This is a genomic window from Trinickia violacea, from assembly GCF_005280735.1.
Classification (GTDB): domain Bacteria; phylum Pseudomonadota; class Gammaproteobacteria; order Burkholderiales; family Burkholderiaceae; genus Trinickia_A; species Trinickia_A violacea.
The window spans coordinates 4,408,606-4,433,031 of record NZ_CP040077.1; the positions used below are offsets into that span (position 1 = coordinate 4,408,606).

Consider the following 24,426-nt stretch of genomic DNA (forward strand, 5'->3'; position numbering starts at 1 on the left):
AAAAGAAAAAAGCCGCTCAGTCGAAACTGAGCGGCTTTCCAAGCTAAGCAGTCAAGCGGCTTGCACCGCCCAAACTTACTCCGCCGATTGCTGCGGTTCGGCAGCCGGGCTTTCCGGCGTGCCGAACTCGAACGCTTCTTCCGCAGCGATCTGATCGAAACGCTCGCGATCCGAAGCTTCCTTGCTCTTGCGTGCCTTGTGGAACGCGAGACCCGTACCGGCCGGAATCAAACGGCCGACGATCACGTTTTCCTTCAGGCCACGCAGATCGTCGCGCTTACCCATGATCGCCGCCTCGGTCAGCACGCGCGTCGTTTCCTGGAACGATGCAGCCGAGATGAACGAGTCGGTCGACAGCGACGCCTTCGTGATACCGAGCAGCACGTTGTCGTACGACGCCGGACGCTTGTCTTCCGCGGTCATCTTGTCGTTCTCGTCGAGCATGTCTGACCGCTCGACTTGTTCGCCCGGGATGAAACGCGTATCGCCGTTGTCGACGATCTGCACGCGGCGCAGCATCTGACGCACGATCACTTCAATGTGCTTGTCGTTGATCTTCACGCCTTGCAGACGGTACACGTCCTGCACTTCGTCCACGATGTAGCGCGACAGCGCCTCGATACCCTGTAGGCGCAGGATGTCGTGCGGATCGGCCGGACCGTCGACGATCATTTCGCCCTTGTTGACGACTTGACCATCGTGCACCAGGACCTGCTTTTCCTTCGCGATCAGGAACTCGTGCTGGTTGCCCTCGAGGTCCGTGATGACGAGACGCTGCTTGCCCTTCGTGTCCTTGCCGAACGACACCGTACCCGTGACTTCCGCCAGAATGCCGGCGTCCTTCGGCGAACGCGCTTCGAACAGCTCGGCCACGCGCGGCAGACCACCGGTAATGTCACGCGTCTTCTGCGATTCGGTCGGGATACGTGCGAGCACTTCACCGACCTGCACTTGCTGACCGTCCTTCACCGTGATCAGTGCGCCGACCTGGAAGCCGATCTGCACCGAGTGCTCGGTGCCCGGGATCTTCACTTCCTCGCCGCTCGCGTCGAGCAGTTTCACCTGCGGACGCACGCTCTTCGAAGCCTGCGAGCCGCGGCGCTTCACGTCGATCACGACGAGCGTCGAGAGGCCCGTCACGTCGTCGATCTGCTTGGCGACCGTCACGCCTTCCTCGACGTTTTCGAACTTCACCGTACCGCCGTACTCGGTGATGATCGGACGCGTCATCGGGTCCCACGTGGCCAGCTGCGTACCTGCCTTGATCTGCGCGCCGTCGAGCTGCAACAGCGTGGCGCCGTACGGCACCTTGTGACGTTCGCGCTCGCGGCCGTGGTCGTCGGTGATCATCGCTTCGCCCGAACGCGAGATGACGATCTGCTCGCCCTTCGCATTCGTCACGTAGCGCATCGTCGCCGTGAAACGCACCGTACCGTTCGACTTCGCTTCAACCGACGAAGCCACCGCCGCACGCGATGCCGCGCCACCGATGTGGAACGTACGCATCGTCAGCTGCGTGCCCGGCTCACCGATCGACTGCGCCGCGATCACGCCGACCGCTTCGCCGACGTTCACGAGCGAGCCGCGGCCGAGGTCGCGGCCATAGCAGGCTGCGCACAGGCCATAGCGCGTTTCGCAGGTGAGCGGCGTGCGAACGCGCACTTCGTCGATGCCGAGGCGTTCGATCTCTTCGACCGCCGTTTCATCGAGCAGCGAGCCCGCTTCGTACAGCGTCTCTTGCGATTCTGGGTTGACGACGTCAGCCACCGCGACGCGGCCGAGAATCCGGTCGCGCAGCGCTTCGACGACTTCACCGCCTTCGACCAGCGCCTTCATCGCCACGCCTTGGCTCGTGCCGCAATCGTCTTCGACCACGACGAGATCCTGCGTCACGTCGACCAGACGACGCGTCAGGTAACCCGAGTTCGCCGTCTTCAGTGCCGTATCAGCCAGACCCTTACGCGCGCCGTGGGTCGAGATGAAGTACTGCAACACGTTCAGACCTTCACGGAAGTTCGCGGTAATCGGCGTTTCGATAATCGAGCCGTCCGGCTTCGCCATCAGGCCGCGCATACCGGCCAGCTGACGAATCTGCACCGCCGAACCCCGGGCGCCCGAGTCGGCCATCATGTAGATCGAGTTGAACGATTCCTGGCGCGTTTCGTTGCCGTCGCGGTCGATCACCGGCTCCGTCGACAGCTGCTCCATCATCGCCTTGCCGACCGCTTCCGAGGTCGCCGACCAGATGTCGACCACGTTGTTGTAGCGCTCCTGCGCGGTGACGAGACCCGACATGTACTGACGGTCGTATTCCTTCACCTTCTTCGCGGCGTCGCCGACGATCGTTTCCTTCTGCGGCGGCACGAGCATGTCGTCGACGCAGATCGAAATGCCGGCGCGCGTCGCCAGGCGGAAGCCCGACTGCATCAGCTGGTCGGCGAAGACCACCGTCGCGCGCAGACCGCACTTGCGGAACGCCGTGTTGATCAGGCGCGAGATTTCCTTCTTCTTCAGCGGCTTGTTCAGCACCGAGAACGGCAGGCCCGGCGGCAGGATTTCCGACAGGATCGAGCGGCCGACCGTCGTTGCGTACAGCGAGATCTTCGGCACGAATTCCGGCGCGCCTTCCGACGTGTCTTCGTTGCGGACCATTTCGGTGATCCGCACGTTGACGCGCGAGGCGAGCTCGACTTCCTTGTTCTCGTACGCACGCAGCACTTCCGACACGCCCGTGAACGACAGACCTTCGCCCTTGCCGTTCACCGCTTCACGCGTCGCGTAGTAGAGGCCGAGCACGATATCCTGCGACGGCACGATCGACGGATCGCCGTTCGCCGGGAACAGGACGTTGTTCGACGCCAGCATCAGCGTGCGCGCTTCCATCTGCGCTTCAAGCGACAGCGGCACGTGGACAGCCATCTGGTCGCCGTCGAAGTCGGCGTTGAACGCCGCGCAGACGAGCGGGTGCAGCTGGATTGCCTTGCCTTCGATCAGCACCGGCTCGAAAGCCTGAATGCCGAGGCGGTGCAGCGTCGGCGCACGGTTCAGCATCACCGGGTGCTCGCGGATCACCTCTTCCAAGATGTCCCACACGACCGGCGTCTGGTTTTCGACTTCCTTCTTCGCCGCCTTGATGGTCGTCGCGACGCCCATCACTTCGAGCTTGTTGAAGATGAACGGCTTGAACAGCTCGAGCGCCATCAGCTTCGGCAGACCGCACTGGTGCAGCTTCAGCGTCGGACCCACCACGATGACCGAACGGCCCGAGTAGTCGACACGCTTACCGAGCAGGTTCTGACGGAAGCGGCCGCCCTTGCCCTTGATCATGTCGGCGAGCGACTTCAGCGGGCGCTTGTTCGCACCCGTCATCGCCTTGCCGCGACGGCCGTTGTCGAGCAGCGAATCGACGGCTTCCTGCAGCATCCGCTTTTCGTTGCGGACGATGATTTCAGGCGCCTTCAACTCGAGCAGACGCTTCAACCGGTTGTTACGGTTGATCACGCGGCGATAGAGATCGTTCAGGTCCGACGTCGCGAAACGGCCGCCGTCGAGCGGCACGAGCGGACGCAGTTCCGGCGGCAGCACCGGCAGCACTTCGAGCACCATCCAGTCGGGCTTGATGCCCGAACGCTGGAAGGCCTCGAGCACTTTCAGGCGCTTCGCGTACTTCTTGATCTTCGCTTCCGAGCCGGTGTTCTTGAGCTCGGTGCGCAGCATTTCGACTTGCTCGTCGATGTTGATCGCACGCAGCAGCTCGCGCACGCCTTCCGCGCCCATTTCGGCACGGAATTCGTCGCCGTATTCCTCGACCTTGTTGTAGTAATCCTCTTCGGTCATGATCTGGCGCGCTTTCAGCGGCGTCATGCCCGGATCGATCACCACATACGCTTCGAAGTACAGCACGCGCTCGATGTCGCGCAGCGTCATGTCGAGCACCATGCCCAGACGCGACGGCAGCGACTTCAAGAACCAAATGTGCGCGACCGGCGAGGCCAGCTCGATGTGGCCCATGCGCTCACGGCGCACCTTGGCCAACGTCACTTCAACGCCGCACTTCTCGCAGATCACGCCACGGTGCTTGAGGCGCTTGTACTTGCCGCAAAGGCATTCGTAGTCCTTGATCGGCCCGAAGATCTTCGCGCAGAACAGACCATCCCGCTCCGGCTTGAACGTCCGGTAGTTGATGGTTTCCGGCTTCTTCACTTCACCGAACGACCACGAACGAATCTTGTCAGGCGAGGCCAGACCGATCTTGATCGCGTCAAAAACTTCTTCTTGTTGGACTTGCTTGAATAGATCGAGCAGAGCTTTCATTGCTTTCTCTCCGTAGTCCGATTAGTTGCGGTCGAGATCGATATCGATACCGAGCGAGCGGATTTCCTTCACGAGCACGTTGAAGGATTCCGGCATGCCTGCATCGATCACGTGATCGCCCTTGACCAGGTTTTCATAAACCTTGGTCCGGCCCGTCACGTCATCCGACTTGACCGTCAGCATTTCTTGCAGCACGTACGACGCGCCATACGCCTCGAGCGCCCACACTTCCATCTCACCGAAGCGCTGGCCGCCGAACTGCGCCTTGCCGCCCAACGGCTGCTGCGTCACGAGCGAGTACGGGCCCGTCGAACGCGCGTGCATCTTGTCGTCGACCAAGTGGTGCAGCTTCAGGTAGTGCATGTAGCCGACCGTGACCGTACGCTCGAACATCTCGCCCGTGCGACCGTCGTACAGACGCACCTGGTTCTTTGACGGCGTCATGCCGAGTTGCTTCGCGATATCGTCCGGGAACGCCAGATCCAGCGCGCGCGACATTTCTTCTTCCGTCGCACCGTCGAACACCGGCGTCGCGAACGGCACGCCTTCGCGCAGGTTCTTCGCCAGCTCGACGATCTCGTCGTCGCTGAAGCCGTCCAGCTCTTCCGCGCGGCCCGACTCGTTGTAGATCTTCGTCAGGAACTCGCGCAGCTCGGCGATCTTCGCCTGACGCTGCAGCATTTCGCCGATCCGCCAGCCGAGGCCCTTAGCAGCCCAGCCCAGGTGCACTTCGAGCACCTGACCCACGTTCATCCGCGACGGCACGCCGAGCGGGTTCAGCACGACGTCTGCCGGACGGCCGTCGGCCATGTACGGCATGTCTTCGATCGGAACGATCTTCGACACCACGCCCTTGTTACCGTGACGGCCTGCCATCTTGTCGCCAGGCTGCAGACGGCGCTTCACCGCGACGTACACCTTGACCATCTTCAGCACGCCCGGCGGCAGTTCGTCGCCTTGCGTGAGCTTCTTGCGCTTCTCTTCGAACGCGAGGTCGAACTGGTGACGCTTCTCTTCGATCGAGTTCTTGATCGCTTCGAGCTGTGCCGCTGCTTCTTCGTCCGCGAGGCGGATGTCGAACCAGTGGTAGTGGTCGAGATCTTCCAGGTAAGCCTGTTCGATCTTCGTGCCCTTCGCGAGCTTCTTCGGACCGCCGTTTGCGACCTTGCCGTCGAGCATGCGCGCGAGACGCTGGAATGCATCGCCTTCCACGATACGCAGCTGGTCGTTCAGGTCGAGGCGATAGCGCTTCAGTTCATCGTCGATGATCTGTTGGGCACGCTTGTCGCGCTGGATGCCTTCACGCGTGAACACCTGCACGTCGATGACCGTGCCGCTCATGCCCGACGGCACGCGCAGCGACGTATCCTTCACGTCCGATGCCTTCTCGCCGAAGATCGCGCGCAGCAGCTTTTCTTCCGGCGTCAGCTGGGTTTCGCCCTTCGGCGTGACCTTGCCGACCAGCACGTCGCCCGCCTCGACTTCCGCGCCGATGTACACGATGCCCGACTCGTCGAGACGGCCAAGCTGCACTTCCGCGAGGTTCGAAATGTCGCGCGTGATTTCTTCCGGTCCGAGCTTCGTGTCGCGAGCGACAACGTTCAGCTCTTCGATGTGGATCGACGTGTAGCGATCGTCCGCAACCACCTTCTCCGAGATCAGGATCGAGTCTTCGAAGTTGTAGCCGTTCCACGGCATGAACGCGATCAGCATGTTCTGGCCGAGCGCGAGCTCGCCCAGGTCCGTCGAGGCGCCGTCAGCCAGCACGTCGCCGCGCGCAACCTTGTCGCCGACCTTCACGATCGGGCGCTGGTTGATGTTCGTGTTCTGGTTCGAACGCGTGTACTTGATCAGGTTGTAGATGTCGACACCGACTTCACCCGCCACCGCTTCGTCGTCGTTCACGCGAATCACGATACGGCCTGCGTCGACGTAGTCGACCACGCCACCGCGGAACGCCTGAACCGTCGTGCCCGAGTCGACCGCCACCGTGCGCTCGATACCCGTACCGACCACGGCCTTCTCAGGACGCAGACACGGCACAGCCTGGCGCTGCATGTTCGAGCCCATCAATGCACGGTTCGCGTCATCGTGCTCGAGGAACGGAATCAGCGATGCCGCCACCGACACGATCTGCGACGGCGCCACGTCCATGTACTGGATGCGGTCCGGCGTGACCATCAGCGTTTCGCCGGCTTCGCGCGACGACACGAGTTCGTCGGTCAGCGTGCCGTCGTCGGCCACCGCCGCGTTCGCCTGAGCGATCACGTAACGGCCTTCTTCGATCGCAGACAGATAGTCGATCTGGTCGGTCACCTTGCCGTCCGTCACCTTGCGGTACGGCGTTTCGAGGAAGCCGTACTCGTTCAGGTGCGCGTACAGCGCGAGCGAGTTGATCAGACCGATGTTCGGACCTTCCGGCGTTTCAATCGGGCACACGCGGCCGTAGTGGGTCGGGTGCACGTCGCGGACTTCGAAGCCCGCGCGCTCGCGCGTCAGACCGCCCGGGCCAAGAGCCGAAACACGGCGCTTGTGGGTGATTTCCGACAGCGGGTTGGTCTGGTCCATGAACTGCGACAGCTGCGACGAACCGAAGAACTCGCGAATCGCCGACGAAATCGGCTTCGAGTTGATCAGGTCGTGCGGCATCAGGTTTTCGCTTTCGGCTTGGCCGAGGCGTTCCTTGACCGCGCGCTCGACACGCACGAGACCGGCGCGGAACTGGTTTTCCGCCAGTTCGCCGACGCAACGCACGCGACGATTGCCCAAGTGGTCGATATCGTCCACTTCGCCCTTGCCGTTGCGCAGCTCGACGAGGATCTTGATCGTCGCGAGGATGTCGTCGTCCTGCAGCGTCATCGGGCCGACGATTTCATCGCGGCCGACACGGCGGTTGAACTTCATACGGCCGACCTTCGACAGGTCGTACGCGTCTTCGCTGTAGAACAGACGATTGAACAGCGCCTCGACCGCCTCTTCGGTCGGCGGTTCGCCCGGACGCATCATGCGGTAGATCGCAATGCGCGCGGCCGTCCGGTCGGCGGTTTCGTCGATGCGCAGCGTCGATGAGATGTACGGACCTTGGTCCAGATCGTTCGTGTAGAGCGTCTGGATGTCCTTGATCTTCGCTTCGCGCAGCTTTTCGAGCGTGCTTTCGCCGATTTCTTCGTTCGCGTTCGCGATCACTTCACCGGTATCGCCGTCGACGACGTTCTTCGCCAGCACGCGCCCGATCAGATAATCTTCGGGGACCGAAATGAATTTCGTCTTCGCGTTTTCGAGGTCGCGGATATGCTTCGCGTTGATCCGCTTGTCCTTCGTGACGATGACGTTGCCGTCGCGATCCGAGATGTCGAAACGCGCGACTTCACCGCGCAGACGCTCGGGCACAAATTCCATTTGTGCGCCTTCGGGCATCAGCGCGAAGTTGTCGAACACGAAGAAGTTCGCGAGGATCTGTTCCGGCGTCAGGCCGATCGCCTTCAGCAGAATCGTGACCGGCATCTTGCGGCGACGGTCGACGCGGAAGTACAGCACGTCCTTCGGGTCGAATTCGAAGTCGAGCCACGAGCCGCGGTAAGGAATGATCCGCGCGGAGAACAGCAGCTTGCCCGAGCTGTGGGTCTTGCCCTTGTCGTGCTCGAAGAACACGCCCGGCGAGCGGTGCAGCTGCGAAACGATCACGCGCTCAGTGCCGTTGATGACGAACGAGCCGGTCGGCGTCATGAGCGGAATTTCGCCCATGTACACTTCCTGCTCCTTCACTTCCTTCACGACGGGCTTGCTCGGCGATTCCTTGTCGAGCAGCACCAGACGCACTTTTGCGCGCAGCGCCGAACAGTACGTGAGACCGCGCTGCTGACATTCCTTGATATTGAATGCCGGCGGCGACAACATGTAGCTGACGAACTCTAGACGAGCGAAGCCGTTGTGAGAAACAATCGGGAAAACAGACGTGAACGCAGCCTGCAAACCCTCGGGTTTGCGTTGAGCCGCAGGCACATCCGCTTGCAGAAACGTGCTGAATGATTCAAGCTGGGTAGCCAGCAGGAAAGGTACTTGGTGAACGATGGGGCGCTTCGCAAAGTTCTTGCGAATACGCTTCTTCTCGGTGAAGGAATATTGCATACGATCTCCGAATCACGGCGGGCATTGTCGAGGCTGCGAACCTTGATGAGACAATCCGAGTGTTCACCGACTGAGACCCGATGGCCGTCCGATGGCTTGAACGAGCCTTAGAAGCTTGGTGGTTGGCCGCTACCAACCGCTGGCTGACGGCAGCGGATGCCTGTGTTGCCCGCTACCCGACCAAACTTGCCTTCTGCAGTCGCTTCAGAAGACAAAGAGAAGCGCCGGTCAGTTATCCCGAAAGGCGTTTGTCTTTGGCTTCTGGGGCCACGTTTTTGCCGATTCCCTAGCGCAAAAACACTGTCCCCACAAAGCACAAAAAGGCCGGCGGTGAAAAACCGCCAGCCTTCGCACAGCGCGCAGGGTCTTACTTGATTTCAGCCTTCGCGCCTGCTTCTTCCAGCTTCTTCTTGGCTTCTTCAGCAGCAGCCTTGGGCACCGCTTCCTTCACGGGCTTCGGTGCACCGTCGACCAGGTCCTTCGCTTCCTTCAGGCCCAGGCCCGTCAGCTCACGAACAGCCTTAATCACGGACACCTTGTTCGCGCCCGTTTCAGTCAGGATAACCGTGAACTCGGTTTGCTCTTCAGCAGCAGCAGCGCCAGCGCCGCCACCTGCCGGGCCTGCCACTGCAACAGCAGCTGCCGACACGCCAAACTTCTCTTCGAACGCCTTGACCAGCTCGTTCAGTTCCAGAACCGACATCGAGCCTACGGCTTCGAGGATGTCTTCTTTTGCGATTGCCATTTGAAATACTCCTAAATTGAATTCGGATACAGCCAGCGATCCATCGCGCTCAACTGAAGCGCGCTATGCACCCTGCGATTAAGCAGCTTCGCCTTGCTTCTTTTCTGCCAGCGCGGCCAGAGCGCGCGCAAAGCCGGAAACAGGCGCTTGCATAACGAACAGCAGCTTGGAGAGCAGTTCCTCGCGGCTCGGGATGTTGGCAAGCGCTTGCACGCCAGCCTTGTCCATCACCTTGCCTTCGTAGGAACCGGCCTTGATGATCAACTTGTCGTTGCTCTTGCTGAAGTCGTTGACGACCTTAGCAGCGGCAATAGCATCTTCCGAGATGCCGTAGATCAACGGACCAGTCATCTGCTCTGCCAGCGGAGCAAACGGAGTACCTTCAACAGCGCGACGCGCCAGCGTGTTCTTCAACACGCGCAGGTACACCTGTTGCTCGCGCGCTTTCGCGCGCAGCTTGGTCAGATCGCCAACCGTGATCCCACGATACTCAGCCAGAACGACGGTCTGGGCCTTCGCGACTTGCGCGGAGACCTCAGCGACGACGGCCTGCTTGCTTTCTTTGTTCAGTGGCACGGTTAACCTCCAGATTCGATACACGCAGCGGAATGCCATGTGTACCGCGTTCAACAACGGCGTCCGAGGTTTAGGAGTATTTCGACCTGTTGTGGCCTGCATCACTGCAAGCAACAACAGGCTTCATCACTTCAAAACTGTTTCGGGTTCGCCATCTGCGTTGGCTTTGCATTAAGGAAACACCCGACTGCTGCGCTTCCGCCAACGGTCTTTGACAACCGGCCGCTCGATGCTGACTGCCATCTTGCGACCGCCCAAAGCCCTTAAGACCGCGCCGAGATGACTCGGCACGGTGAATTTCTTACTGTGCTGCGAGCGTAGCCTGATCGACACGCACGCCAACACCCATCGTGCTCGACAAAGCGATCTTGCGCAGGTACACGCCCTTGCTCGTCGCCGGCTTCGCCTTCTGCAGCGCTTCGACGAGCGCCGACAGGTTGGTGCGCAGCGCGCTCGGCTCGAACGATGCACGGCCGATGGTCGCGTGGATGATACCGGCCTTGTCGACGCGGAATTGCACCTGACCGGCCTTGGCGTTCTTCACTGCCGTAGCCACGTCCGGCGTCACGGTACCGACCTTCGGGTTCGGCATCAGGCCGCGCGGGCCGAGGATCTGACCCAACGTACCGACAACGCGCATCGTGTCCGGCGAAGCGATCACGACGTCGAAGTTCAGGTTGCCGGCTTTGATTTGCTCAGCCAGGTCTTCCATGCCGACGATTTCAGCGCCGGCGGCCTTTGCCTGCTCGGCCTTCTCGCCTTGCGCAAAAACAGCGACGCGAACCGACTTACCGGTACCTGCCGGCAGAACGACGGAACCACGAACCACTTGATCCGACTTCTTCGCATCGATGCCGAGCTGAACTGCTACGTCGATCGACTCGTCGAACTTGGCGCTCGCGCACTCTTTGACAAGCGCGAGTGCGTCGTCGATCGGGTACAGCTTCTGGCGATCGACCTTGTTTGCAAATGCTTGCAGACGCTTCGAAAGCTTAGCCATTTACACGCCCTCCACGGTGATGCCCATCGAGCGGGCGCTGCCAGCGATCGTACGAACCGCTGCGTCCAGATCAGCTGCCGTAAGGTCCGGCATCTTCGTCTTGGCGATTTCTTCAGCTTGCGCGCGGGTGATCTTGCCGACCTTGTCGGTGTGCGGCTTGCTCGAACCCTTGTCGATCTTCGCTGCCTTCTTGATCAAAACCGTAGCCGGCGGCGTCTTCAGGATGAACGTGAAGCTCTTGTCCGCGAATGCCGTGATCACGACCGGAACCGGCAGACCCGGCTCCATCGCTTGAGTCTGCGCGTTGAACGCCTTGCAGAACTCCATGATGTTCAGGCCGCGCTGGCCCAGTGCCGGACCGACCGGCGGCGACGGGTTGGCTTTACCTGCAGGAATCTGCAGCTTGATAAAGCCGATGATTTTCTTTGCCATGTTGAAAACCTCGTTGGAACGCATGAGCGTTCGGTGAGTAGTAACGCGCGCTCGCCTGTGAAGGCTACTGACGCTCCTCAACGGCCATTACGCGGACCGTAAGCGCGAAAGACGGATCGCGTCGTTCGACGCGATCCGTAAAATATTCGATTACAGCTTTTCGACCTGGCCGAATTCGAGTTCGACAGGGGTCGCGCGGCCGAAAATCGTAACAGAAACACGGACGCGCGATTTTTCGTAGTTCACTTCTTCGACGCTGCCATTGAAGTCCGTGAACGGACCATCCTTCACGCGAACCATCTCGCCAACTTCGAACAGGGTCTTCGGGCGCGGCTTCTCCACACCTTCCTGCATCTGCGACATGATCTTCTCGACTTCCCGCGGGGAAATCGGGCTCGGGCGATTGCGCGCCCCGCCTACGAAGCCCGTCACCTTCGCCGTGTTTTTCACGAGGTGCCAGGTTTCATCGGTCATTTCCATTTCCACCAGTACATAGCCGGGGAAGAAACGACGCTCGGTCACCGACTTGTGACCACCCTTCACTTCGACCACCTCTTCCGTCGGGACGAGGATCTGGCCGAACTTATCTTGCATGCCTGCACGCTCGATGCGCTCTTGAAGCGCGCGTTGCACGCTCTTCTCCATACCGGAGTAGGCGTGCACGACGTACCAACGTTTACCGCTCGGGGATGCCGGAGTATCGCTCATATCATTTCCAACCCAGAATCGCCGAGAAAATCACCCATTCAATGGACTTGTCGCTGATCCAAAGAAACACCGCCATCACGAACACAAAGCCGAAGACAACGAGCGTTGTTTGCGTGGCTTCCTTGCGCGTGGGCCACACAACTTTGCGGACTTCCTTGTAGGAGTCTTTGGCGAATGCGATGAAACCCTTACCAGGGGTGGAGAGAAGACCAACCACGACACCGGCGATGACCCCAACGGCAAGAGCCGCGCCGCGAACGTACCACTCCTGGCCGCCGAGCCAGAAAAACCCCACGAACCCGGCCAAGACCAACAATACGCCCGCGATGAGCATCAATTTATCGCTGGAAGTATTTACAGTTTCGACGGAAGGATTCGCCATAACACCTTAACGAGCGCCCACGTGGGCGCGAGAATTGGCAGGGGCAGAGGGAATCGAACCCCCAACCTTCGGTTTTGGAGACCGACGCTCTGCCAGTTGAGCTATACCCCTAAACCATTTTGGGGTCAGCGACATCGCCAACCCCGAAACTACCGATCAACGAGAATTAACTGGCTTCTTACTCGATGATCTTAGCGACGACACCTGCGCCGACGGTACGGCCACCTTCGCGGATGGCGAAGCGCAGACCTTCTTCCATCGCGATCGGCGCAATCAGCTTCACCGTGATCGACACGTTGTCGCCCGGCATCACCATTTCCTTGTCCTTCGGCAACTCGATCGAACCCGTCACGTCCGTCGTACGGAAGTAGAACTGCGGGCGATAGTTGTTGAAGAACGGCGTGTGGCGGCCGCCTTCGTCCTTGCTCAGCACGTACACTTCAGCCGTGAAGTGCGTGTGCGGCGTGATCGAACCCGGCTTGGCCAGAACCTGGCCACGCTCCACGTCTTCACGCTTCGTGCCGCGCAGCAGAATACCCACGTTGTCGCCCGCTTGACCTTGGTCCAGCAGCTTGCGGAACATTTCCACGCCCGTGCAGGTCGTCTTCACCGTCGGCTTGATACCGACGATTTCGATTTCCTCGCCGACCTTCACCACGCCGCGCTCCACGCGACCCGTCACCACCGTGCCGCGGCCCGAGATCGAGAACACGTCTTCCACCGGCATCAGGAACGCGCCATCCACCGCGCGCTCCGGCGTCGGGATGTACGTGTCCAGCGCGTCGGCCAGGTTCATGATCGCCACTTCACCCAGCTCGCCCTTGTCGCCTTCCAGCGCCAGCTTGGCCGAACCCTTGATGATCGGCGTGTCGTCGCCCGGGAAGTCGTACTTCGACAGCAGCTCGCGCACTTCCATTTCCACCAGCTCAAGCAGCTCGGCGTCGTCCACCATGTCGCACTTGTTCAGGAACACGATGATGTACGGCACGCCAACCTGACGCGCCAGCAGGATGTGCTCACGCGTTTGCGGCATCGGGCCGTCGGCGGCCGAGCACACCAGGATCGCGCCGTCCATCTGCGCCGCGCCCGTAATCATGTTCTTCACGTAGTCAGCGTGGCCCGGGCAGTCAACGTGCGCGTAGTGGCGGTTGGCCGTCTCGTACTCGACGTGCGCCGTGTTGATCGTGATGCCGCGCGCCTTTTCTTCCGGCGCCGCGTCGATCTGGTCGTACGCCTTCGCTTCGCCGCCGAACTTCGCCGTCAGCACCGTCGTGATTGCTGCCGTCAGCGTGGTCTTGCCATGATCAACGTGACCGATCGTGCCGACGTTCACGTGCGGCTTGGTCCGCTCAAACTTACCCTTGGCCATTTTCGACTCCTAAGAGGATTTTCCGTACGTTGCGCCGCGCGCAAACAATCACTGACTACCTGCTGGTGCCCATGGGCAGGATCGAACTGCCGACCTCTCCCTTACCAAGGGAGTGCTCTACCACTGAGCCACATGGGCGCTACTTCTTGACACTGGAGCGGGTGAAGGGAATCGAACCCTCGTCGTAAGCTTGGAAGGCTTCTGCTCTACCATTGAGCTACACCCGCAAGGGCTTTCCGATTCCCTATCGCTGCTACAGCTTGCATTCTGGTGGAGGAGGTTGGATTCGAACCAACGTAGGCGTAAGCCAACAGATTTACAGTCTGCCCCCTTTAGCCACTCGGGCACCCCTCCGCAGAGAACTGACGATTATGGGGGTACATCGACGCAATGTCAAGCACTATGTGAGCCCCAGGCTATCGTTCGCTCTCACTTATAGCCTTACCGCGTAAACGCCACAACCCCACCTTTGAGGGGTGGGGTTGTGGACGTATAGAGAAGCCTGACGATTACCTACTTTCACACGGGCATCCGCACTATCATCGGCGTGGAGTCGTTTCACGGTCCTGTTCGGGATGGGAAGGGGTGGTACCAACTCGCTATGGTCATCAGGCATGACTTGTTGCTGCATCGCTTGAGGCGGCGCAGCCAATCTGGGAAGAAGTAGGGTGTGTAATGGATTGGGTTGTGACTGTGTGCACAACGCGGTTGATCTCAACCTTGGGCGTGTTGCTCTGCATGGGACCAGAGTAAGCGCTGAAGCGCTAACACTGGTCGACAGAAACGCACTGGTTATAGGATCAAGCCGTACGGGCAATTAGTATCGGTTAGCTTAACGCATTACTGCGCTTCCACACCCGACCTATCAACGTCCTGGTCTCGAACGACCCTTCAAGGGGATCAAGTCCCCGGGGATATCTCATCTTAAGGCGAGTTTCCCGCTTAGATGCTTTCAGCGGTTATCTCTTCCGAACATAGCTACCCGGCGATGCCACTGGCGTGACAACCGGTACACCAGAGGTTCGTCCACTCCGGTCCTCTCGTACTAGGAGCAGCCCCCTTCAAATATCCAACGCCCACGGCAGATAGGGACCAAACTGTCTCACGACGTTTTAAACCCAGCTCACGTACCTCTTTAAATGGCGAACAGCCATACCCTTGGGACCGGCTACAGCCCCAGGATGAGATGAGCCGACATCGAGGTGCCAAACACCGCCGTCGATATGAACTCTTGGGCGGTATCAGCCTGTTATCCCCAGAGTACCTTTTATCCGTTGAGCGATGGCCCTTCCATACAGAACCACCGGATCACTATGACCTGCTTTCGCACCTGCTCGACTTGTCGGTCTCGCAGTTAAGCACGCTTATGCCATTGCACTATCAGCACGATTTCCGACCGTACCTAGCGTACCTTCGTACTCCTCCGTTACACTTTGGGAGGAGACCGCCCCAGTCAAACTGCCTACCATGCACTGTCCCCGACCCGGATCACGGGCCAAGGTTAGAACCTCAAACAAACCAGGGTGGTATTTCAAGGACGGCTCCACCGAAACTAGCGTTCCGGTTTCATAGCCTCCCACCTATCCTACACAGATCGGTTCAAAGTCCAATGCAAAGCTACAGTAAAGGTTCATGGGGTCTTTCCGTCTAGCCGCGGGGAGATTGCATCATCACAAACACTTCAACTTCGCTGAGTCTCGGGAGGAGACAGTGTGGCCATCGTTACGCCATTCGTGCAGGTCGGAACTTACCCGACAAGGAATTTCGCTACCTTAGGACCGTTATAGTTACGGCCGCCGTTTACCGGGACTTCAATCAAGAGCTTGCACCCCATCATTTAATCTTCCGGCACCGGGCAGGCGTCACACCCTATACGTCCACTTTCGTGTTTGCAGAGTGCTGTGTTTTTATTAAACAGTCGCAGCCACCAGTTTATTGCAACCCCTTCACCCTCCTGGCGCAGGCCAGTCAAGCTACAGGGGCGTACCTTATCCCGAAGTTACGGTACCAATTTGCCGAGTTCCTTCTCCCGAGTTCTCTCAAGCGCCTTAGAATACTCATCTCGCCCACCTGTGTCGGTTTGCGGTACGGTCATTGTTAAACTGAAGCTTAGAGGCTTTTCTTGGAACCACTTCCAATTGCTTCGCGACCGAAGTCGCTCGCGCCACACCCTTGAATCCTGTGCCCGGATTTGCCTAAGCACCTTCTCCAATGCAGCGACCGGGACGTCCAACACCCGGACAACCTTCCGCGATCCGTCCCCCCATCGCATTTAACAATGGTGCAGGAATATTGACCTGCTTCCCATCAGCTACGCATTTCTGCCTCGCCTTAGGGGCCGACTCACCCTACGCCGATGAACGTTGCGTAGGAAACCTTGGGCTTACGGCGAGGGGGCCTTTCACCCCCTTTATCGCTACTCATGTCAGCATTCGCACTTCCGATACCTCCAGCACGCTTTTCAACGCACCTTCGCAGGCTTACGGAACGCTCTCCTACCATGCACATAAATGTGCATCCGCAGCTTCGGTATATGGCTTAGCCCCGTTACATCTTCCGCGCAGGACGACTCGATCAGTGAGCTATTACGCTTTCTTTAAAGGATGGCTGCTTCTAAGCCAACCTCCTGACTGTTTTAGCCTTCCCACTTCGTTTCCCACTTAGCCATATTTGGGGACCTTAGCTGGCGGTCTGGGTTGTTTCCCTCTTGACACCGGACGTTAGCACCCGATGTCTGTCTCCCGTGATTGCACTCTTCGGTATTCGGAGTTTGCTATGGCGAAGTAATCCGCAATGGACCCTTCAACCATGACAGTGCTCTACCCCCGAAGGTGATACACGAGGCACTACCTAAATAGTTTTCGGAGAGAACCAGCTATTTCCAAGTTTGTTTAGCCTTTCACCCCTATCCACAGCTCATCCCCTAACTTTTCAACGTTAGTGGGTTCGGTCCTCCAGTACGTGTTACCGCACCTTCAACCTGGCCATGGATAGATCACTTGGTTTCGGGTCTACGCCCAGCAACTGAACGCCCTATTCGGACTCGCTTTCGCTACGCCTGCCTTAATCAGTTAAGCTTGCTACTGAACGTAAGTCGCTGACCCATTATACAAAAGGTACGCCGTCACCCCTTGCGAGGCTCCGACTGTTTGTATGCATGCGGTTTCAGGATCTATTTCACTCCCCTCCCGGGGTTCTTTTCGCCTTTCCCTCACGGTACTGGTTCACTATCGGTCGATCACGAGTATTTAGCCTTGGAGGATGGTCCCCCCATCTTCAGACAGGATTTCACGTGTCCCGCCCTACTTGTCGTACCCCTAGTTCTTCCTAACTGTTTTCGCCTACAGGGCTATCACCTGCTATGGCCGCACTTTCCAGAGCGTTCGGCTAACAACTAAGATAAAAGGTACAAGGCTGATCCCATTTCGCTCGCCACTACTTTGGGAATCTCGGTTGATTTCTGTTCCTGCGGTTACTTAGATGTTTCAGTTCACCGCGTTCGCTTCACTAGACCTATGTATTCAGTCTAGGATGACCCATACGGGCCGGGTTTCCCCATTCGGACATCTTCGGATCAAAGCTTGTTTGCCAGCTCCCCGAAGCTTTTCGCAGGCTACCGCGTCCTTCATCGCCTGTGATCGCCAAGGCATCCACCACATGCACTTGTTCGCTTGACCCTATAACTAGTGCGTCTCGCTCGCTTGCGCTTTCGCGTCCGCTTCCAAGCACACCCGTCATAGGTTGAGTTTTCGCGTTGTGCCGTATTCCAATTGAGCCGAACATTAAGTTCGAATCATCTTGAGATACATCGATACAATCACAACCCAGATAGCGTCCACGCCCATCTCTAAGCGCTTTCGCTATCCATTACTACTTCTTCCTGATTGTTAAAGAACGACAGCCGATAAGCTTTCACTTACCGCTCTGACTGGCTCAATCGCCAATGACAAACACTCGATCCTCACTCGGATCAAGTCCTTATCATTAGTGATTGGTGGAGGATGACGGGATCGAACCGACGACCCCCCTGCTTGCAAAGCAGGTGCTCTCCCAGCTGAGCTAATCCCCCCGTACCTGACACTCCAAGGGTTCCGAGCTCCAGCCACCGCAGACAATTGGTGGGTCTGGTTGGATTCGAACCAACGACCCCCGCCTTATCAAGACGGTGCTCTAACCGACTGAGCTACAGACCCCTTAAGCCTGTCTTTATCTACAGCCGATAAGCGTGAGCGCTTAACTTTGACGCGTTAAGCTCGAGAAAGGAGGTGATCCAGCCGCACCTTCCGATACGGCTACCTTGTTACGACTTCACCCCAGTCATGAATCCTACCGTGGTGACCGTCCTCCTTGCGGTTAGACTAGCCACTTCTGGTAAAACCCACTCCCATGGTGTGACGGGCGGTGTGTACAAGACCCGGGAACGTATTCACCGCGGCATGCTGATCCGCGATTACTAGCGATTCCAGCTTCATGCACTCGAGTTGCAGAGTGCAATCCGGACTACGATCGGTTTTCTGGGATTGGCTCCACCTCGCGGCTTGGCGACCCTCTGTTCCGACCATTGTATGACGTGTGAAGCCCTACCCATAAGGGCCATGAGGACTTGACGTCATCCCCACCTTCCTCCGGTTTGTCACCGGCAGTCTCCTTAGAGTGCTCTTGCGTAGCAACTAAGGACAAGGGTTGCGCTCGTTGCGGGACTTAACCCAACATCTCACGACACGAGCTGACGACAGCCATGCAGCACCTGTGCGACGGTTCTCTTTCGAGCACCCCCACCTTTCAGCAGGGTTCCGTCCATGTCAAGGGTAGGTAAGGTTTTTCGCGTTGCATCGAATTAATCCACATCATCCACCGCTTGTGCGGGTCCCCGTCAATTCCTTTGAGTTTTAATCTTGCGACCGTACTCCCCAGGCGGTCAACTTCACGCGTTAGCTACGTTACTAAGGAAATGAATCCCCAACAACTAGTTGACATCGTTTAGGGCGTGGACTACCAGGGTATCTAATCCTGTTTGCTCCCCACGCTTTCGTGCATGAGCGTCAGTATTGGCCCAGGGGGCTGCCTTCGCCATCGGTATTCCTCCACATCTCTACGCATTTCACTGCTACACGTGGAATTCTACCCCCCTCTGCCATACTCTAGCCCGCCAGTCACCAATGCAGTTCCCAGGTTAAGCCCGGGGATTTCACATCGGTCTTAGCGAACCGCCTGCGCACGCTTTACGCCCAGTAATTCCGATTAACGCTCGCACCCTACGTATTACCGCGGCTGCTGGCACGTAGTTAGCCGGTGCTTATTCTTCCGGTACCGTCATCCCCTAGCCATATTAGGGCCAAGGATTTCTTTCCGGACAAAAGTGCTTTACAACCCGAAGGCCTTCTTCACACACGCGGCATTGCTGGATCAGGGTTGCCCCATTGTCCAAAATTCCCCACTGCTGCCTCCCGTAGGAGTCTGGGCCGTGTCTCAGTCCCAGTGTGGCTGGTCGTCCTCTCAGACCAGCTACAGATCGTCGCCTTGGTAGGCCTTTACCCCACCAACTAGCTAATCTGCCATCGGCCGCCCCAATAGCGCGAGGCCTTTCGGTCCCCCGCTTTCATCCTAAAATCGTATGCGGTATTAATCCGGCTTTCGCCGGGCTATCCCCCACTACTGGACACGTTCCGATGTATTACTCACCCGTTCGCCACTCGCCACCAGGGTTGCCCCCGTGCTGCCGTTCGACTTGCATGTGTAAGGCATGCCGCCAGCGTTCAATCTGAGCCAGGATCAAACTCTTCAGTTCAATGCCTGTTACTGTTTTCGGTTCCGTAGAACCGGTCGCTCACTCAACGTACTGACGATGATTAATCCATCTTTCGACGGATAAACCTTCCTCTAATACTGTGTGAGACTTGATACTTTTGCTTGGAGCAGACCCCGAAAGATCCGCCTCGCATCGCCATCAAGCGCCCACACTTATCGGCTGTAAATTGTTAAAGATCGCATCGCGCAACAGCACCGAACTTCGCTACCGTCTTGCGTCGCTGCATCAGCAGCAGAGAAACGAGATTATGAAGAACCTTTTTCGCTTCGTCAACTGATTTTTTGCATTCGCTTAAATCTCGCTGACGTTGCGGCCGCTGGTTTCTGCAGCGGCGCTCGCTTCAAAAAAGCGAGGACCCGAATAGTAGGCCAACCATCGCTCCGTGACAAGGGTGTGACGCAACTTTTTTCGCCCGCTCAGCGGTGCGCCGCTTCCGTGACCGCCGCAAGCGGGACTGCCTCCGCCATTGCCGCGTAGCCCACATCGCTCGGGTGGATGTGGTCGCCGCTGTCGTAGCGCGGCAAGAGGCGATCCGGCCGGGCCGGATCGCGCACCGCGCCGTCGAAATCCACCACGCCATCGAACGCGCCGCTCGTCCGAATCCACCGGTTGACCGCCAAGCGAATCTCCTCGCGATCGCGGGGCAGCGACGCGGGTGTCAGTGTGGCGCCGAAGATCCGCAGCCCATGCCGATGCGCCGCCGCAATCACCTGCTGATAGCCGGCGATCAAACTCTGCGCTGTCACCGGCGTGTGCGGGAAATCGCAGTCGAGGCCGGCGCGCGGCGGCATCGCCGGGAAGTTGATGTCGTTGATCCCGATCAGCAGCACGACCGCCTTCACGCCTGGGTGGGCGAGCACGTCGCGGTCGAAGCGGCGCACGAGCGCATCGCCGTAGCACGGGGAGTCGCTCAGCAGCCGATTGCCGCTAATTCCCAGATTCAGGATCGAGGTCGAGCCCTTCCCCGACTCGGCTAGGCGGCGGGAAAACGCGTCCGGCCAGCGCTGATTTCGATTCAGGCTCGAGCGCATGCCATCGGTAATCGAGTCGCCGATCGCAGCGATGGCAGCCGATGAGGGCGCATCGACTGTCAACGCCGTCACCCACGCGTACTGGGTGAATTTCGTCCGATAGGCGTCCGCGCCGGCATCAGCAGCGTGGTTGCCAGCCGTCGACACGTAGTTGACCTGGTTCGAAACGCGGTGCCATACCGTCAGAGTCTGTTGCTGCCCCATATAGGAACTGATCACATAAGGCGCACCCGCGCTGACTTCCATCGCAACCGGGTCGCTATCCAACTCCCCTCCAGGCGGCACCGCTACGGATTTGCGTCCGCCAAACGTCACCTGCATCGAGCTGCCGGCCCTCAGCGCGGCCCCGCCGGCGGACTGCGCAATCTGCACATCTTCCAGCACCAACGGCTCCCTGCCGTACGCGTTGCTGATGTGAACGCGCACTCCGCGCCCGGACAAGGTCGGGAAAACAATTTGCCGCACCGTGCGCGCCGCCACTTCCGGCGCGCGATAAAGCGGCGGCAAGTCGGCTCGGTTCGGAATCGGCTGGAGCGCGGTGGCCCAGGACGTCACCCAGTGGGAAGGCGCGTCGGCCGCGACCGCGCAGGGGATCGCGGGCAATTGCGAGAACAATGCGGCGCCGAACAGCGTGGCGCCCAGGGCGATGAATTTACGGAAGCGAAAGGTCATTCGGATGGCGTCGGTTTCGGGCGAAACGCCGATTGTGCCTGATGGGCCCGCGTTTACGTCACTCGCCGGAGAACTGCCATTCAGGTGTCAAACGGCCGTGTTTTCATCACACGATTGCGCGTTCGAAGCCTTGTTATGGAAACGCTTAAAAACAAGTGCTTCACAAATAACGACCTGTCTCCCTTATCCCACGGCAATCGTTTGCGTCGAGGGGTAAATCATTCGCCGCGCCTGCCGATAAGACACCTCTAATCGTGGGAGAGACACGTGAAACTGCTTATCGGCCTCGTCATCGTGGCGGCCCTATCCGGGTGCGCTCAATTCCAGTCGCAGCATCCGGACGCCAGCGCAAACGTTAGCGCGGCGGCCACAGGACCCAAGAAGATCGTCGATTTCGTGATCCCGGCCGACGCGCTAGGCGCCCGCGATCCCCAACTCACCGAGGTGCTTGCCAAGGTGGGCACCGTGGCGTCGAAGCAGCCGCAGCCGACGACCATCGTCGTCGCCGCGCTTCCGCAGGACTTCGCGTATCTGAATCAGTCCGTGAAGCGCGGAATCTCGCCGCAGCGGACCGCCGCCATTCGACTCGAAAACGTCGCCGTCGGCAGTTGTCAGCCGTACAGCGTCCAGGTCAAGCCGACCGAGTAACCCGGGGGAGCCTTCGCCATGTTCCGAATCATCATCTCCATCGCCGCACTAGCGTGCGGTACAGCGTGCGCCGCGCCGCCCGCCGACGATGCCCAAGCCGCGACGAGCCAGAGCGACGCGTCGAAACCGTTCGCGATCAAGCCGACCACGGCGACGGCCGCGCCGAACCAAGTGTTCCCCCCGATTCCATCCTTTGCATCGTTGCCGCCGCCCGCAGGTGACAGCGACGAGGACGCGCCCGCAGCTGCGCCTGCGGAAAATCGCCATTCGAAGAAAGGACGCCGCGCCCCGGTGAAAAAAGCACCGGAGATGCAGGTTCGCATGGTGGTCAGCGACGAATCGCACGCCTATCTGGCGAACGTGGAAACGCAGCTCGACGCGCTCCTGCAGTCGCCTTCGCGTGACCGGCACGTTGCGGCGGGCGCCGTGTCCGTCGCCATGTGGCACTAACGCACCGCACAGAGCCGAGGTCCGCCATGAATTCGCTATTCGCATCGCCGCGCGTGCGCCGCGCCGGCATCGCTGCGCTACTTGCCCTGTTCGGCTTCGCGCTGCCGGCGCTGAGCTATGCCGACGACGATTGCTTCGCCCGCGCCGGCGCCTATCAAGGCGTGAACCCGGTGATCCTGCGCGCGATCGCCTGGTTCGAGTCCAAGGGCAATCCGGACGCCGTACATCGCAATTCGGACGGCAGCATCGATGTCGGTCAGGCGCAAATCAACTCGGTCCATTTCGGCGAGCTGCGCCGCTACGGCGTTCCGCCAAACGCGCTAAAGGATGCGTGCGTGAACGTCTACGTGGCCGCGTGGATTCTCAAGCAGAAGATGATTCGCTACGGCAACACCTGGAAGGCGATCGGCGCCTATCACTCCGAGAGTCCGCAGCCGCGCGATCAATACGCGCGCGGCATCTACAAGGTGCTCGTGTCGTGGGGCGCAGCACCCTGAAATGCGAAGGGGCCAGCCTTCCTGACGGGAAGCCTGGCCCCTCCTCGGCGTTAAGGCGCGTCGCGCCTTACACCTCTTCGGCCCACGACATGTTTTCGCGCGCCATCAACGCCGACGATGCCGCCGGCCCATAGGTGCCCGCCGTGTAGTTGCGCGGCCGGTCAGCCAGTTCCTTCCAGCCGTCGATAATCGGCTCGACCCACGCCCACGCCGCTTCGACCTCGTCGCGACGCATGAAGTGCGTCAGGCGCCCGCGGATCACGTCGATCAGCAAGCGCTCGTAGGCTTCCGCGCGACGTCCGGTCATGGCCTGCTGGAGATCGAGATTCAGGTTGACCGGCAGCATGTGCATGCCGCTGCCCGGCTCCTTGGCGAGCATCTGCAACTGGATCGACTCCTCCGGCTGCAGCTGGATCACGAGACGGTTGCCATAGTTGCGAGGACCGGTCGGGAAAATCGAAAACGGCATATCCGCGAACTCGATGACGATCTCGGAGTGCCGCTTCGGCAGACGCTTACCGGTGCGCAGGAAAAACGGCACGTTGGCCCAGCGCCAATTGTTGATCTGCGCCCGCAGCGCGACGAACGTTTCCGTGCCGCTGCCGGCCGGCACGTTGTCTTCTTCGAGATAGCCCTTCACCGGCTCGCCGTCGACCGCGCCCGCCATGTATTGCGCACGCACGGTATCGCGCGCGATGTCGGCCACGGACATGCGTCGCAGCGAGCGAAGCACTTTCAGCTTTTCGTCGCGCACGGCATCCGGGTCGAGCGACACGGGCGGCTCCATCGCGACGATGCACAAGAGCTGCAGCAAGTGGTTCTGGACCATGTCGCGCAACGCGCCCGTCTGGTCGTAGAAACCTGCGCGACTACCGACGCCGACCGTCTCGGCCACCGTGATCTGCACGCTCTTGATATACGGCGCCTGCCAGAGCGGACCGAAAATCGCGTTGCCGAAGCGCAGCACCATCAGGTTCTGCACGGTTTCCTTGCCGAGGTAGTGGTCGATCCGATAGATCTGCGATTCGCTGAAATGGCGCCCGACCGCCGCGTTGATCGCCTGCGCCGACTCGAAATCATGGCCGAGCGGCTTTTCGAGCACGACGCGCGCCTTGTCATCGCACAGGCCGCAGGCCGAGAGGTTGTCGCAGATCGTCGTGAAGAGTTCGGGCGAGGTCGCGAGATAGAACACGCGCTGAGCGCCGCGGCGAGCCGTCGCGCAAAGGCGCGAGTAGTCGCCGGCGGCACCGATGTCGATTCGCACGTACGCGAACAGTGCGAGGAATTTGTCCCACGCTTGCGGATCGAGCGCCTCTTTGTCGACGAACGGACGCGAGTGCTCGTCCATGAAGGCAAGGTATTGCTCGTGCGTCCAGTCCTTGCGGCCGACGGCGATGATCCGCGTCTCCGGCGGCAGATTGCCGTGCAGGTGCGCCATATAGAGCGCCGGCAACAGCTTGCGCGCGGACAAATCCCCGCCTCCGCCGAAGATGATCATGTCGAGGGGAAGGGGGGGAGCGGAGGAAGGAGCCTGAGTCATGATGGACGTGCGGTTCAAAGAAGTTGGACGAGCGATTTTCTCAAGGCACCTATGGTGCATGTTTGCCGGACTTTTTGCACGAGCCGGTGAGGCCAGCCCGGCCCTTTTTTGCGCGTTCGCGCGGT

14 protein-coding genes, 6 tRNA genes and 3 rRNA genes are annotated in these 24,426 nt (G+C 59.6%); 3 read left to right on the forward strand and 20 right to left on the reverse strand.

Annotated features, from left to right (window positions below; translation table 11 throughout):
• Nucleotides 1-75: 75 nt before the first annotated feature.
• The 19 genes from rpoC to FAZ95_RS20315 all read right to left on the reverse strand — a co-directional run bounded on the left by rpoC (nucleotide 76) and on the right by FAZ95_RS20315 (nucleotide 21,166).
• Complete coding sequence (gene rpoC / locus FAZ95_RS20225; RefSeq protein ID WP_137334068.1) at nucleotides 76-4,314, reverse strand: DNA-directed RNA polymerase subunit beta'; 4,239 nt, start codon at nucleotides 4,312-4,314, stop codon at nucleotides 76-78.
• 21 nt (nucleotides 4,315-4,335) lie between these two features.
• Nucleotides 4,336-8,442 (reverse strand): DNA-directed RNA polymerase subunit beta, encoded by a 4,107-nt coding sequence (rpoB, locus tag FAZ95_RS20230; protein WP_137334069.1) that lies wholly within the window; start codon nucleotides 8,440-8,442, stop codon nucleotides 4,336-4,338.
• Nucleotides 8,443-8,809: 367 nt separating this feature from the next.
• Nucleotides 8,810-9,187, reverse strand: a complete 378-nt coding sequence (gene rplL, locus FAZ95_RS20235) for a 50S ribosomal protein L7/L12 (protein ID WP_137334070.1) — start codon at nucleotides 9,185-9,187, stop codon at nucleotides 8,810-8,812.
• Between the two features lie 78 nt (nucleotides 9,188-9,265).
• Complete coding sequence (rplJ, locus tag FAZ95_RS20240; protein ID WP_175425653.1) at nucleotides 9,266-9,802, reverse strand: 50S ribosomal protein L10; 537 nt, start codon at nucleotides 9,800-9,802, stop codon at nucleotides 9,266-9,268.
• 262 nt (nucleotides 9,803-10,064) lie between these two features.
• On the reverse strand, nucleotides 10,065-10,763 hold the full coding sequence (gene rplA, locus FAZ95_RS20245; protein ID WP_137334071.1) for a 50S ribosomal protein L1: 699 nt from the start codon (nucleotides 10,761-10,763) through the stop codon (nucleotides 10,065-10,067).
• A complete protein-coding gene (rplK, locus tag FAZ95_RS20250; protein WP_118185824.1) occupies nucleotides 10,764-11,195 on the reverse strand; it encodes a 50S ribosomal protein L11 in 432 nt (143 codons plus the stop codon).
• 150 nt (nucleotides 11,196-11,345) lie between these two features.
• Nucleotides 11,346-11,903 (reverse strand): transcription termination/antitermination protein NusG, encoded by a 558-nt coding sequence (gene nusG, locus FAZ95_RS20255; RefSeq protein ID WP_026121916.1) that lies wholly within the window; start codon nucleotides 11,901-11,903, stop codon nucleotides 11,346-11,348.
• A 1-nt stretch (nucleotide 11,904) separates the two neighbouring features.
• Nucleotides 11,905-12,285 carry a preprotein translocase subunit SecE gene (secE, locus tag FAZ95_RS20260; protein ID WP_137334072.1) on the reverse strand — a complete coding sequence of 127 codons (381 nt, stop codon included), beginning with the start codon at nucleotides 12,283-12,285 and terminating at the stop codon, nucleotides 11,905-11,907.
• A 35-nt stretch (nucleotides 12,286-12,320) separates the two neighbouring features.
• Nucleotides 12,321-12,396: transfer RNA gene (locus tag FAZ95_RS20265), tRNA-Trp, on the reverse strand.
• Nucleotides 12,397-12,463: 67 nt separating this feature from the next.
• Entirely contained in the window at nucleotides 12,464-13,654 is a 1,191-nt protein-coding gene (gene tuf / locus FAZ95_RS20270; protein WP_102645092.1) for an elongation factor Tu, read from the reverse strand.
• A 63-nt stretch (nucleotides 13,655-13,717) separates the two neighbouring features.
• Nucleotides 13,718-13,792, reverse strand: a tRNA-Thr gene (locus FAZ95_RS20275).
• 15 nt (nucleotides 13,793-13,807) lie between these two features.
• Nucleotides 13,808-13,881: transfer RNA gene (locus FAZ95_RS20280), tRNA-Gly, on the reverse strand.
• Between the two features lie 41 nt (nucleotides 13,882-13,922).
• A tRNA-Tyr gene (locus FAZ95_RS20285) sits at nucleotides 13,923-14,008 on the reverse strand.
• A 146-nt stretch (nucleotides 14,009-14,154) separates the two neighbouring features.
• Nucleotides 14,155-14,267: ribosomal RNA gene (gene rrf, locus FAZ95_RS20290) — 5S ribosomal RNA — on the reverse strand.
• A gap of 183 nt (nucleotides 14,268-14,450) precedes the next feature.
• Nucleotides 14,451-17,331, reverse strand: a 23S ribosomal RNA gene (locus FAZ95_RS20295).
• Between the two features lie 315 nt (nucleotides 17,332-17,646).
• Nucleotides 17,647-17,723 (reverse strand) — tRNA-Ala (locus FAZ95_RS20300).
• A gap of 47 nt (nucleotides 17,724-17,770) precedes the next feature.
• Nucleotides 17,771-17,847, reverse strand: a tRNA-Ile gene (locus tag FAZ95_RS20305).
• A 65-nt stretch (nucleotides 17,848-17,912) separates the two neighbouring features.
• Nucleotides 17,913-19,442 (reverse strand): 16S ribosomal RNA (locus tag FAZ95_RS20310).
• Together the 16S, 23S and 5S rRNA genes with 5 tRNA genes alongside form the textbook arrangement of a ribosomal RNA operon.
• A gap of 437 nt (nucleotides 19,443-19,879) precedes the next feature.
• On the reverse strand, nucleotides 19,880-21,166 hold the full coding sequence (locus FAZ95_RS20315) for an SGNH/GDSL hydrolase family protein (protein WP_137334073.1): 1,287 nt from the start codon (nucleotides 21,164-21,166) through the stop codon (nucleotides 19,880-19,882).
• 267 nt (nucleotides 21,167-21,433) lie between these two features.
• Here FAZ95_RS20315 and FAZ95_RS20320 point away from each other — a divergent pair, with 267 nt between their 5' ends.
• Genes FAZ95_RS20320 through FAZ95_RS20330 form a run of 3 tightly spaced genes read left to right on the forward strand, consistent with a single transcriptional unit; the run spans nucleotide 21,434 to nucleotide 22,761 of the window.
• A complete protein-coding gene (locus FAZ95_RS20320; RefSeq protein ID WP_254699756.1) occupies nucleotides 21,434-21,814 on the forward strand; it encodes a hypothetical protein in 381 nt (126 codons plus the stop codon).
• 18 nt (nucleotides 21,815-21,832) lie between these two features.
• Nucleotides 21,833-22,264, forward strand: coding sequence for a hypothetical protein (locus FAZ95_RS20325; protein WP_137334074.1), 432 nt, complete (start codon nucleotides 21,833-21,835; stop codon nucleotides 22,262-22,264).
• 26 nt (nucleotides 22,265-22,290) lie between these two features.
• Nucleotides 22,291-22,761 carry a lytic transglycosylase domain-containing protein gene (locus tag FAZ95_RS20330; RefSeq protein ID WP_137334075.1) on the forward strand — a complete coding sequence of 157 codons (471 nt, stop codon included), beginning with the start codon at nucleotides 22,291-22,293 and terminating at the stop codon, nucleotides 22,759-22,761.
• 67 nt (nucleotides 22,762-22,828) lie between these two features.
• Here FAZ95_RS20330 and zwf read toward each other — a convergent pair whose 3' ends face one another.
• Nucleotides 22,829-24,301 carry a glucose-6-phosphate dehydrogenase gene (gene zwf, locus FAZ95_RS20335; RefSeq protein WP_137334076.1) on the reverse strand — a complete coding sequence of 491 codons (1,473 nt, stop codon included), beginning with the start codon at nucleotides 24,299-24,301 and terminating at the stop codon, nucleotides 22,829-22,831.
• Nucleotides 24,302-24,426 lie beyond the last annotated feature (125 nt).

What these genes read in the sequence shown, in the direction of transcription:
- rpoB (WP_137334069.1), bottom strand. Translation starts at nt 8,442, where the DNA reads ATGCAATATTCCTTCACCGAGAAGAAGCGTATTCGCAAGAACTTTGCG.
- rpoC (WP_137334068.1), bottom strand. Translation starts at nt 4,314, where the DNA reads ATGAAAGCTCTGCTCGATCTATTCAAGCAAGTCCAACAAGAAGAAGTT.
- FAZ95_RS20330 (WP_137334075.1), top strand. Translation starts at nt 22,291, where the DNA reads ATGAATTCGCTATTCGCATCGCCGCGCGTGCGCCGCGCCGGCATCGCT.
- rplA (WP_137334071.1), bottom strand. Translation starts at nt 10,763, where the DNA reads ATGGCTAAGCTTTCGAAGCGTCTGCAAGCATTTGCAAACAAGGTCGAT.
- tuf (WP_102645092.1), bottom strand. Translation starts at nt 13,654, where the DNA reads ATGGCCAAGGGTAAGTTTGAGCGGACCAAGCCGCACGTGAACGTCGGC.
- rplK (WP_118185824.1), bottom strand. Translation starts at nt 11,195, where the DNA reads ATGGCAAAGAAAATCATCGGCTTTATCAAGCTGCAGATTCCTGCAGGT.
- rplJ (WP_175425653.1), bottom strand. Translation starts at nt 9,802, where the DNA reads ATGGCATTCCGCTGCGTGTATCGAATCTGGAGGTTAACCGTGCCACTG.
- FAZ95_RS20325 (WP_137334074.1), top strand. Translation starts at nt 21,833, where the DNA reads ATGTTCCGAATCATCATCTCCATCGCCGCACTAGCGTGCGGTACAGCG.
- secE (WP_137334072.1), bottom strand. Translation starts at nt 12,285, where the DNA reads ATGGCGAATCCTTCCGTCGAAACTGTAAATACTTCCAGCGATAAATTG.
- rplL (WP_137334070.1), bottom strand. Translation starts at nt 9,187, where the DNA reads ATGGCAATCGCAAAAGAAGACATCCTCGAAGCCGTAGGCTCGATGTCG.
- nusG (WP_026121916.1), bottom strand. Translation starts at nt 11,903, where the DNA reads ATGAGCGATACTCCGGCATCCCCGAGCGGTAAACGTTGGTACGTCGTG.
- FAZ95_RS20315 (WP_137334073.1), bottom strand. Translation starts at nt 21,166, where the DNA reads ATGACCTTTCGCTTCCGTAAATTCATCGCCCTGGGCGCCACGCTGTTC.
- zwf (WP_137334076.1), bottom strand. Translation starts at nt 24,301, where the DNA reads ATGACTCAGGCTCCTTCCTCCGCTCCCCCCCTTCCCCTCGACATGATC.